The organism is Actinomyces ruminis, from assembly GCF_002154335.2.
Lineage (GTDB): Bacteria > Actinomycetota > Actinomycetes > Actinomycetales > Actinomycetaceae > Actinomyces > Actinomyces ruminis.
On the sequence record NZ_MTPX02000028.1, the window covers coordinates 64,855 to 75,063 of the forward strand.

9 protein-coding genes and 2 pseudogenes are annotated in these 10,209 nt (G+C 69.1%); 4 read left to right on the forward strand and 7 right to left on the reverse strand.

Annotated features, from left to right (window positions below; all coding sequences use genetic code 11):
* Positions 1-126: 126 nt before the first annotated feature.
* Complete coding sequence (locus tag BW737_RS17710) at positions 127-591, forward strand: endonuclease domain-containing protein (RefSeq protein ID WP_257210470.1); 465 nt, start codon at positions 127-129, stop codon at positions 589-591.
* 209 nt (positions 592-800) lie between these two features.
* On the opposite strand, the pseudogene BW737_RS04450 reads toward BW737_RS17710, so the two are convergent.
* Positions 801-1,717, reverse strand: a pseudogene (locus tag BW737_RS04450) (cation diffusion facilitator family transporter).
* 204 nt (positions 1,718-1,921) lie between these two features.
* On the opposite strand from BW737_RS04450, the gene hisD reads away from it, so the two are divergent.
* Positions 1,922-3,250, forward strand: coding sequence for a histidinol dehydrogenase (gene hisD / locus BW737_RS04455; RefSeq protein ID WP_180272053.1), 1,329 nt, complete (start codon positions 1,922-1,924; stop codon positions 3,248-3,250).
* Between the two features lie 38 nt (positions 3,251-3,288).
* On the opposite strand, the gene BW737_RS04460 is transcribed toward hisD, so the two are convergent.
* Entirely contained in the window at positions 3,289-3,600 is a 312-nt protein-coding gene (locus BW737_RS04460; RefSeq protein ID WP_086615085.1) for a protoporphyrinogen oxidase, read from the reverse strand.
* A 164-nt stretch (positions 3,601-3,764) separates the two neighbouring features.
* On the opposite strand from BW737_RS04460, the pseudogene BW737_RS04465 reads away from it, so the two are divergent.
* A pseudogene (locus tag BW737_RS04465) lies at positions 3,765-4,624 on the forward strand (VIT1/CCC1 transporter family protein).
* A gap of 14 nt (positions 4,625-4,638) precedes the next feature.
* On the opposite strand, the gene BW737_RS04470 reads toward BW737_RS04465, so the two are convergent.
* From BW737_RS04470 to BW737_RS19410, 5 genes are all read right to left on the reverse strand, one after another.
* Positions 4,639-5,799, reverse strand: coding sequence for an App1 family protein (locus BW737_RS04470; protein WP_086615039.1), 1,161 nt, complete (start codon positions 5,797-5,799; stop codon positions 4,639-4,641).
* The gene (locus BW737_RS19130) at positions 5,706-7,202 is read right to left on the reverse strand and encodes a glycosyltransferase family 87 protein (protein WP_276567340.1); all 1,497 of its coding nucleotides are present in this window, start codon (positions 7,200-7,202) and stop codon (positions 5,706-5,708) included. Before BW737_RS19130 ends, BW737_RS04470 begins: the two co-directional genes overlap by 94 nt.
* A 66-nt stretch (positions 7,203-7,268) precedes the next feature.
* Complete coding sequence (locus BW737_RS04480; RefSeq protein ID WP_086615038.1) at positions 7,269-8,543, reverse strand: MFS transporter; 1,275 nt, start codon at positions 8,541-8,543, stop codon at positions 7,269-7,271.
* Positions 8,544-8,604: 61 nt separating this feature from the next.
* Positions 8,605-9,066 carry a hypothetical protein gene (locus BW737_RS17720; protein WP_257210471.1) on the reverse strand — a complete coding sequence of 154 codons (462 nt, stop codon included), beginning with the start codon at positions 9,064-9,066 and terminating at the stop codon, positions 8,605-8,607.
* A complete protein-coding gene (locus BW737_RS19410) occupies positions 8,973-9,767 on the reverse strand; it encodes a variant leucine-rich repeat-containing protein (RefSeq protein ID WP_338063862.1) in 795 nt (264 codons plus the stop codon). Before BW737_RS19410 ends, BW737_RS17720 begins: the two co-directional genes overlap by 94 nt.
* Before the next feature lie 160 nt (positions 9,768-9,927).
* Between BW737_RS19410 and BW737_RS04490 the strand changes: the two genes are divergently transcribed.
* Positions 9,928-10,209: hypothetical protein (locus BW737_RS04490; protein WP_420835702.1), on the forward strand; the 282-nt coding region annotated here is incomplete at its 3' end.

Here is a 10,209-nt window from a genome sequence, read left to right on the forward strand (position 1 = left end):
CCACACCCGCGACGGTGGATGCCCGTACATCTGGCAGTACCTCCCGGAGGCTCGCGGGTTCCTGTTGGTAGAGAAGTACTGCACGTTGAGCATTCCTTAAAACGTCCGTCGCCAACCGACTACCCGGTGGCGCCGGTACCGCTCATGCTGGCCCGCTACCTGCGCTGCGACCCCACCCCTGAGGCGCCGCTGATGGCTTGCGATGCCGCGCTCCATCAAGAACACACCAGCCGCGAGGCCGTTGCCTCCCTACTGCGCGGACCCGGTTCCAAGCAGGCCCTTCGGCGCCTGGCCATGGCCAGTCCGCGGGCACGCTCGCCCTTGGAGACGATGGCGCGATTGCAGCTGTACGACGCTGGTATCCCATTCGAGGATGGCGTGGACATCCGCCACGTCGGCGAAGTCGACCTACTCGTAGCAGGTTGGCTGGTGTTGGAGCTTGACGGCTACAGCTACCACGAAGACGAGTATCAATTCGGCCTGGACCGCCGACGCGATCGGGAACTGACCCGACAGGCTACCGCGTCGCCCGATTCACTCGCCAAGATGTCCAGGCAGGCCGGGTTGGGACGGAGATTCAGGGGCTCCTAGCGGCGCGCAACCGTCTGGCCCCTGTTCCTGAGCAAACATTGTCGCAAACGGTCACAAACGAGTTCGGTGGCGCCGAAGACGCGGAGTAAAACGTTGGAATCATGCGGATGCAGAATCAGGGCGGACCGGTGAATCCGGCCTTTGTGACCATCTCAGACAATGTTGGCGCGTGGAGGGGCGCGTACGCGACCTGGGTGAGTGGGGAAGTGTCAGACGTCTTCGACGTCGGCGTAGGACAGCGGGTCCTCGATCGGCTCCAGGTGTGCGGAGACCCGCAGGCTCGGGTCGGCGGCGACCAGCTCGTCGATCAGTGCCTCGGTGTAGTCGTGGCCCTGCTTGACCGTCCAGGTGCCCGGAACCAGTACGTGCAGGTGGGCGAAGCGGCGGCTGCCGGCCTCCCGTACGCGCACCGCGTGGAAGTCGACGACGCCGTCGCGGCGCCGTTCGTCCAGGACGGCGTTGATCCGTTCCAGCGCCTCCCGGTCCGGGGCCACATCCATGAGCCCACCCACCGAGTCGCGGATCAACTGGAATCCGGTCCACATGATGTTCAGACCCGCTCCCAGCGCTACAACGGCGTCGAGCACGGGCGAGTGGAAGACGGCCACCAGGCCCACCCCCAGCAGCACGGCCGCAGAGGTGATCACGTCGGTCAGCAGATGCTTGGCGTCGGCGACGAGCGTGGCCGAATGCTCGGTATGTCCCTTGCGCAGCAGGACCCAGGCGACGAGCGCATTGATGAGGGAGGCGCCCACCGAGATCACCAGGCCCAGGCTCAGGCGCTCCGGCATGACCGGGTTATGATCCGCTCCACCGCCGAGAAGATGATGAAGGCGGCGGCCACGAAGATCATGACGCCCTCGCACACGGAGGAGAAGTACTCCGCCTTGGAGTGGCCGAACTGGTGGTCTGCGTCGGCGGGGCGGATGGCGATCTTCAGCACGACCACCGCCACCAGCGCGGCTACCAGGTTCACCAGAGACTCGGCGGCGTCCGACAGCAGCCCGACCGAGCCGGTCAGCCAGGCGGCTACCGCCTTGAGCGTGATGGTGGCCAGGGCCGCGCCGACGGAGAGCCAGGCGTAACCGGACAGGTCCTTAGGCGGGGCGTAGCGCGGAGATGGCACCCCCCGAGTATGGCCGTAGCGGACGCCGCGGTGAAAGTCGTGTCAGTTCTCGGCCGTGAGGCGACGGAGCACCAGGCAGGCGGCGTGCACACTACGGTTGATGGAAACAAGGCATGCGACACTGCCTGTAACTCGGGCGATGACCGGGAACGTGAGCCCGACATGATCTAAATGCGCGGTGTGCCGAGAAAGAGAGTTGCGAGCATGGACAACGAAACACGGGTTACGCCGATCGTCTGGGCAGATGACGCCCCGGAATGCAGGCGATTGATCGACGGCCGTACCGGCGTGCTCGCCATCAGTGAAGAGCTACGCCGGCAAATCAGGGAGCTGTGTCTACGAGTCGGTCGGGACGGCGACGCAGCTGTTAAGGAGGCTACCGCCAAGTTCGATGGGCGGGAACTTGATGACGTATGTGTCAGCCATGGTGAACTCGCCGCGGCGGCAGAGCTCGTTGACGCTCGCACCCGCGAGGCGCTTGATGTAGCACTCGAGCGTATCGCGGCCTTCAACAGAGACCTGATCGCGAACAGCGGTTGGGAGTCCCATTTCGGCGCAGGGGACGTCTGGGGCGAGATCGTCCGCCCGGTCTCGGGTGCGGGTTTGTTCGTCCCGAACGGTAAGGGCTCCTTCCCCTCGGTGGCCGTCCAAATCGGAGTCCCGGCACGTGTGGCTGGCGTGCCGGATCTGGTCCTTGCTGTTCCACCGAGCGGAAGCGGACCTCGCTTGGACCCGGCGACGGCGTATGTGGCCAGGGCCTTGGAAATCGAACGCGTGCTGTGCGCCAATGGGCCGGCGATGATTGCCGCGATGACCTACGGCACGGAAACGGTTCCGAAGATGCCGATGATTGTGGGGCCGGGAAGTCTGGCGATTGTGGCTGCGCAGCAGCACGCGCAGGCCGTGGGAGTTGCGACCGTGTCCGGTCTGGGGCCCACGGATTCGATCATCGTTGCGGATGATGAGGCTGACCCCGAGCTGCTTGCGTACGACCTGGTCAACGAGGCGGAGCACGGGCCGGACAGCTCAGCGGTTCTGCTTGTAACGGAGGCGGCACTGGCGGATGCCGTGGCGGAGCTTCTTCCGGGGGTACTGGATGCACTGCCCCAGCCGCGCAGCGACTATGCAGCCAGAAGTATTGCCGTCAACGGCGGCATCTTTGTTTTGCCCAGCATGGATGAGGCGATTCATGTTGCTAACGCGTTGGCTGGTGAGCACCTGCAAATCGCGGCGAGAGAGCCGCTACGCTACTTGGGGGCGATCGAAAACGCAGGCACGATTCTGCTTGGTCAGGGGACGACTTTCGCCGCTTCTAACTATCTTGCGGGAACGCCCGCAACGCTTCCGACTACCGGTGCGGCCAAGCTCCACTCCGGAGTAACCGCGCACACATTCATGAAGACGTCTTCCTACGTTGAGCTGAGTGCCCAGACCCTGGCAGATGTGAACCAGCACATCGTTGCACTGTCTGACTATGAGGGGTTTCCCGCACACGGCAATACCTCCCGCGCGCGTATGGCGAGGGGAGACTAGAACCGTAACCGTAGGGGAGACGGCCTCAGCCGTTGCGGTCAGTCGGCGTGGTTGACGGGGCGGACCTCGGCGTCGTCGACGGTCACTGACGGGGCCGGGGACGGCTGCGAGGCGGGCGTCCCGAACAGACGCTCCTTGACGGCGTCGGCGACCTTGTCGGTGACGGCCTCGCCCTGCGTGCGCACAAAGTTGGAGGCGCGGTTGGAGGCGGCACTGACCTTCTCCCGCACGAAGCTGATCGGCCAGCTTGGTGGCCGATGCTTGATTCGCTCGTACTGGGCGCGGCCCGCGCGCGTTCCGAGGACGTAGCCGGCGCCGAGTCCGATGATGAAGGGGAGCTTGCTAGCCATGGATTCCTCCTGCACGGGTGCCGCCTGGTGCGGCCCCTGCGCCCCACCCTACCGGCTCCGCCCTGGGGGCCTGCTGGGTGAATGCCTGCGGAGGCTTACAGCGCCGCTGTCAGGTAAAGCTATCTTTGCTATACAGGCGGATTGATCGGTTCTACCTTATTGGCATGGGCGTGCTACAACCTCTGCGTAACTTCCGTCCGGACCGGTCCGCCGGCCCGGACGAGTTGCCTGAGGCGATCCCCGCCCGCCAAGACCCCGAGGCCTGCCCGACGGCGCTGTGGCTCACCGCCCGGCCGCGCCGCAACCGTCCGCCCGCCACAGCCGCCCACGCGGGTACCAGCGGGGCCTCCGCCCTGGCCTCGCGACTCAACTGGCTGCGCGCCGGGGTGCTCGGCGCCAATGACGGCATTGTCAGTGTGGCCGGTCTGGTCATCGGTGTCGCCGCGGCCACTCCCACCGACGCCGCCGCCATCATGGCGGCCGGGGTGGCCGGGGTGCTGGCGGGAGCCGTCTCCATGCTGCCGGTGAGTACGTGTCCGTGTCCACCCAGTCGGACACCGAACGCGCCTACGTGGCCCGCGAGCGTGCCGAGCTGGACGCCGACCCGGCTGCCGGCGTCGACTCCCTGGCCGCCCACTATCGCGCCAAGGGCCTGACGGACGAGACCGCGCGCCGGGTCGCCCGCGAGCTGACGGTGCACGACGCCGTTGGCGCCCACCTGGAGGCCGAGTTCGGACTGCGGGAGGACGATTACACCAACCCCTGGCACGCCGCCGCCTCGAGCGCGGTCGCCTTCGTCGTGGGATCCATGCTGCCGATGGTGGCGATCCTGCTGCTGCCCGTCGGTGTGAAGATCCCGCTGACCTTCGTATCCGTGCTGGCCGGGCTGGCGCTGACCGGCGCGGTGTCGGCCAGTCTCGGTGGCGCCCCGGTGCGGCCCGCGGTGGTGCGCAATGTGTTCGGCGGCGCGCTGGCCATGACCGTCACCTGGGGCATCGGCCACCTCATCGGCGTCGCCGTCTAGTTCATCGGCGTGGTTCAGCGCTGAAGCTGTGCGGTGAGCGTCTCCGGGCGCAGGGAGCGCGCCAGTTCGAAGCCGTCGGCCCCCACCGCCACCGGCACTCCTGACTCCGCCAGCGCCCGGGCCTCCGGCGCCAGCCCCACCGGGTGCGTCAGCTGCGTGCCCGCCAGCACCTGCTCGGTCGGGGTCAGGCGCCGAATGGCCACCGCCGCCACCCGGTCGGAGTGCTCGCGTGCGACCTCGCCGTAGATCAGGGGGTCGTGTTGGCCGTCGTCGCCGACCAGCAGCCACTTCACCTCCGGCAGGTCGATCATGAGCCGGCGCAGACCCGTGCGCTTGTGTTCGATGCCGCTGCGGAACAGGCCGGTGTTCGTGGGCCCCCAGTCGGTCATCAGCATGGGCCCGTGCGGGAAGCCGTTGCGCTCGAAGAAGGCGCGATAGGTCGGCACCACGTTCCAGGCCCCGGTGGACAGGTAGATCACCGGTGCCCCCGGGTGGTGCTGCAGTACCTGTGTGAGCAGTTGCGCCATACCCGGTACGGGTTCGCGCGAGGAGGTGTACTTGACCAGCTGGTTCCACGCTGCTACGAACATGCGGGGCACGTGAGAGACCATGACGGTGTCGTCGATGTCGCACACGACGCCGAGCCGCGGCCCGGGGGCGACGACGAACACCCGTGTGGTCACGGGCTCAGCGCCCGTCGCCCTCAGGGTGGCGTCGTGCCAGCCGGGGGGCAGACCGTGGCCGCGCACGACGACGTCGACGTACCCCTCCCGGTCCGCGCGGGTCCGTACACTCGCGTCGCCGAGCTGGACGGTCACCGGCAGGTGTGGGACGGGCACGTCGATGAACATGCGCCAGCCGCGCTGCGCCTCCAGCAGGTTCTGCGCGGCCTGGCGGCGCGCGTCGCGGGCCGTGGTCGGCAGCTGCTCGGGCAGGCGCTGGAACAGGGGTCCCTCGCTGGGAGCATTGGGCGGGCGCATGACCATGCGTGCCAGCACGCGCGCCATGTCATGCGGCGGGGTATCGGGGTTCGGGTGCTCGGTGATGCCGGGTGCGGCCGAGCCGTAGCCATCGTAGGGAATCACCCGCGGGCGCCAGCTGCGGCGCCGGAGCACGGGGATCGAGTCACGGTGGAACTGGTCCGCGGCGGCGCGGACGATGTCGGCAAACGGCACGTGTTCATTCTACGGACACGCCTGCGACGCGGCAGGGCCGGGGCTGGGAGGGGCCGGGGAGAGCGATTCACCCAGGAGTCTGCTCGCCGAGGTCGGTCGAAGTAACGTGCCGAGGTCGGTTGATCAGGCGGCCGGCCGCGCGCCACAGGACTACACCGGCGGCCAGCGCCCACCACGTGTAGGACGAGCCCACCACTGTCGCCCAGAACGGCCAGTCCTGCTCGACGTGGTTCTGCTCCGGGAACCACCACTGCATGGCCAGGCCGAACACCGCCGCGCCCGTCGCCGCGGTCGTCAGCAGCGCCGGCGACGCCCACGCCACGCCCGCAGCCACGAGCCCCATGAGAGCGGGCAGGCACCACACCCAGTGGTGCGACCAGGAGATCGGCGAGATCAGCAGCCCCAGCGTCATCGCTGCCGACGTCTGCAGCACCAGGACCACGCCGTCGGGCCGCGGGAAGCCGTCGACACGGTACGAGCGTGGGTGTGGTCGAGCCGGTGGGGGAACCGGCGTCCACCGGGGCAGGGACGGCGGCCTCGCGCAGACGGTTCAGGCGCACCAGCAGCAGCCAGGCGGCCATGACGGCGGCCGCGGCCAGGACCGCCCAGACCCCGTCCCAGGTCTGGGTCGGCAGCCAGCGCGCCACCAGCCCCTTGAGGTTCTGGTTGCCGGAGTAGTCCGTGAAGCCGGCGCGGGAGGAGTCCCACATCGCCGAGAAGAAGAACTGCGCCGACTCCTGCGGCGACGCCAGCCAGCTCAGCGCCGTCACTCCCAGGGCGGAGCCGATCATGGTGGCCGTCGCTCGCCATTCGCGTCGAGCCAGGAAGATCAGCACCGCGATCGCCGGCGTCAGCTTGAAGGCGGCGGCCAGACCCGCCAGCACCCCGCGCAGCCGCGAGGAGGGCGGCACAACCAGCAGGTCGAGAGCCACCAGCATCATGAGCACCGCGTTGATCTGCCCGTACTCCATGGTCTTGGGGATCGGCTCCAGTGCGAGCACCGCGACCAGCGCCAGCCACGGGGCTCCACCCCAGGCGACGCGGCGCTCCGCGCCCAGGGCATGCAGCACCGCCCCTGCGGTGATCGCGGTGCACACCGGCGTGGCCACCACCAGCGCCACCTGGGTGGCTCGATCCGGCCACCAGGTCAGGGGCGTGAGTGCCCAGGCGGCGAAGGGCGGGTAGGTGAAGGGCCACAGTTGCTGGTCGGGGTTGGCGTACCAGTCGTACAGGCTGCCGCCGGCGTGCCACTGAGCGACCGCGTGGTGGTAGATCCAGGCGTCGAGCTTGAAGGTGGCGGTGCCGTCCTTGCCCCACAGGGTCGGGTAGATGGACAGGGCGAGCGCCAGCCAGCCGATCAGGGTGGCCGCCGGCGATGCGAGTGCGCGTTTAAGGGACTCCACGCGAGGCAGTCTATGGGTGGCGGACAAACTGGTCGGGATCGTCGGCAGGCCGGGCCCGGGCGCCACTCAGGCCGGGGTGCCGGCGTCCCTCGCCTCCGCGCCCGTTGACAGACTCCGGTGCGGGTGGGCACGCCGCAGCGCGCGCAACCCGCCCAGGCACATGAGGACGGCGAGCCACCCCATCGCCGCCACCAGCAGGTAGCCGCCGTGGCTGCCCGCGGCGTCGATGGCGTGACCGCCGAACATGGAGCCCAACGACACCCCGATGTTCATGGCGGTGCCGACCCAGGCCAGCCCCTCGGTGAGCTGGGAGGGCGCCACCGACACCTGGGTGATCGTGTTGCCGGCGGTCACCGTCGGGGCGATCGCCATGCCGGTCAGCGCCATCAGCACCCCCAGCACCACCAGGTTCGGCGCGAACATGAGGGTCGAGGCGCCCACCGCCAGTGCCATGGCGCCAAGCAGGAACTGCTGCCACAGCGGCCGGTGCCATGAGCGCGCGCCGTACACGAGAGCCGCGGTGAACGAGCCCACACCCCAGGCCGCCAGCACCACTCCGGACGCCGACTTCCTGCCGAGCTCGGTGGCGAAGGCGACGGCGGCGACGTCGTTGGCCCCGAACATGGCGCCGGAGGCCAGGAAGACGGCGATCACGGCCAAGACGGCACCGTGTCGCAGCACCGGCGTCTTCGCCGATGTCGCCGCTATCGACGCGTCGGCGGGCGCTTCGTGCCGGCGCCGATGGTGCGGCGTCGGCTCGGTGGCCCGCTGGGAGATGAACCACAGCCCTCCGCCCACTTGCAGGGCCACCGCGGCGATCCAACCGCTGGTGGGCGGCAGCGAGGTGCACAGCACCGTGGCCAGCACCGGCCCAATAATGAACGCGACCTCGTCGAAGGCGGCCTCCAGGGAGAAGGCGGTGTGCACCTGTTCCGGGGTGGTCAGGATGGTCGTCCAGCGCGAGCGCACCAACGAACCGAAGGACCCGGCCAGTAGCCCCGCCAGCGCCGACAGCACCAACAGGACGCCCAGGGGGGCGTGGGCCTGTGCGGTTGCCGCCAACCCGATCAGTGCAGCCGCCGAGCCGAGCATGGCCGGCAGCATGATTCGCGACTGTCCGTGGGCGTCGACGAGCCGCGCCAGCACGGGCGCTCCGACGGCGACGGCAACCACATTCGCGGCGGACACGGTTCCGGCTGCCGAGTAACTACCGTAGAGTTCCTGGATCGCGAGGATGGTGGAGATGCCCACCATGGACATGGGGAAGCGGGCGAGCAGACCCGCGATGGAGAAACTCAGCGCACCGGGGCGGCGCAGGATGGTGGCGTAGTTCGAGGACATTCAGTTCTGCGAGTGGCGGTTTGGAACGGGGGCCGACCGGGCAGCGGGCCGGTGAGGTCCGTCAGCGGCTGGTGGTCTCGGCCTCGGAGCGCGACATGCGGAAGCCGTTGCCGGACACCTGGCTCCAGCACTCGATTCCAGATTCAGTGGAGGTGCAGGCGAAGGTGTCATTCTTGGCCGACGCACCGTAGTTCAGAGAGGCGCCGGCGGCGGAGAAGGAGATGCCGCAGCTGCCCTCGGCCTCACCGTCGGTGCCCACGCTCACCGTGAAGGCCTGGACGTTGGAATCGTTGCAGGAGCTGTCGGTGGGGACGAAGTCGTGCTCGTTAATGGTGCAGGACACGGAGTCGTCGCCGAGCACACAGCTGATGTTGCCCGACGGCGTGGTGAAGGCGGCCATTTCGATGGCGTCGTCGGGGGCGGGCGCGGTCAGGTGTTGGGAGGCGGTCGGGCTGGGCGACGGCGTGGGCGACGGCGTCTCCTCGGCCTGTGTCTGCGTGGTGGCGGGCTCCTGCGGCGCCACGGCCTGAGTGGGGTCGGCGACCGGGGCGGCGTCCTCGCGGCCGTGGTTCGAGCTGAAGAACCACACCACCAAGGCCACCACGAGCACCAGGCGACGGCGGCCAGGATCCACAACCACCGGTTGCTGCTGCGCTGTTGTGCTTCTGACTCGGGGGTGCCCACGCCGAAGACTCCCTGGTCGCCGGCCGGCGGTTGCGGCTGCTGGTAGGCGGTCTGGGTGTATGCGGGCTGCTGATAGCCCGGCTGCTGTGGGGGCTGCTGGTAGGCGTAGGCGGCGGTGGGCGCGGCAGCATCCCGCGTGGCCTGGCGCCCCTCCATGATGGGGCGGCGTTCGGGAGTGACCGCACGGGTGACATCGGGCTGGGCGATGGCCTGCGTCGGCGCTTCGGAACCGGTCTGCGGGGCTTGCCCGTTCGCCTGTCCGGCGGCGCCCTGCTCACCTGCAGCGGCCCGGATTGCCGCCTGCGCCTGCTCCAGGCTCAGGGCCTGCGTGGTCGCGGCGGCGTTGCGGCGGGCCAGCGCGGCGTCGACGGCGGGGTCTCCCAGGCTGCCGAGCCACTCCAGAAGTGCCGGGTAGGTGCGCGGGTTCTCGGCGATGTAGGGGCGCAAGCCGGGGTAGTTGTTGGCGAGCTCGTGCAGGGTGGTGAGTTCCGCATTGGGGTCGCTTGCCCGTGCGACGAGGTCGTCCTGAGGCTGAGACATGCTGGATCCTTTGTGGCTGCGTGGGCTCGGCCCGCGTGTTTTTGCGGGCGGCCGGTGGGTGCCGGCGCCTCGAGCCTACCTGAGAGCACAATTCGGCGGCCCGGCCGGTATCGTCGGGGCCACGAAACTGTAAGCATCCCTGCACTTCAAGGAGACGCCGATGCGCGAGGACAGCGAGTCATCCGACCCGGTTGCGCCCGACGATTCGGCGGAGTCGGCGGATGCGGCGGCCGCCCTGGCGGCCCCGCAGTCCCCGGACGACGCCGGGCCGCGGCCAAGCACCGTCGTCGGCGCGGCCACCGATATTGGCCGCTTGCGCCGCGTCAATGAGGACGCTATCTCGCCCTCGCGCCCGCCTTTATCGTGGTGGACGGTATGGGTGGGCACGCCTCCGGCCGCGCCGCCCGCCCGCACCGCGCTGGGCGCCTGCTCCCGCTGGCCG

What these genes read in the sequence shown, in the direction of transcription:
- hisD (WP_180272053.1), top strand. Translation starts at nt 1,922, where the DNA reads ATGGACAACGAAACACGGGTTACGCCGATCGTCTGGGCAGATGACGCC.
- BW737_RS04460 (WP_086615085.1), bottom strand. Translation starts at nt 3,600, where the DNA reads ATGGCTAGCAAGCTCCCCTTCATCATCGGACTCGGCGCCGGCTACGTC.
- BW737_RS19410 (WP_338063862.1), bottom strand. Translation starts at nt 9,767, where the DNA reads ATGTCTCAGCCTCAGGACGACCTCGTCGCACGGGCAAGCGACCCCAAT.
- BW737_RS04480 (WP_086615038.1), bottom strand. Translation starts at nt 8,543, where the DNA reads ATGTCCTCGAACTACGCCACCATCCTGCGCCGCCCCGGTGCGCTGAGT.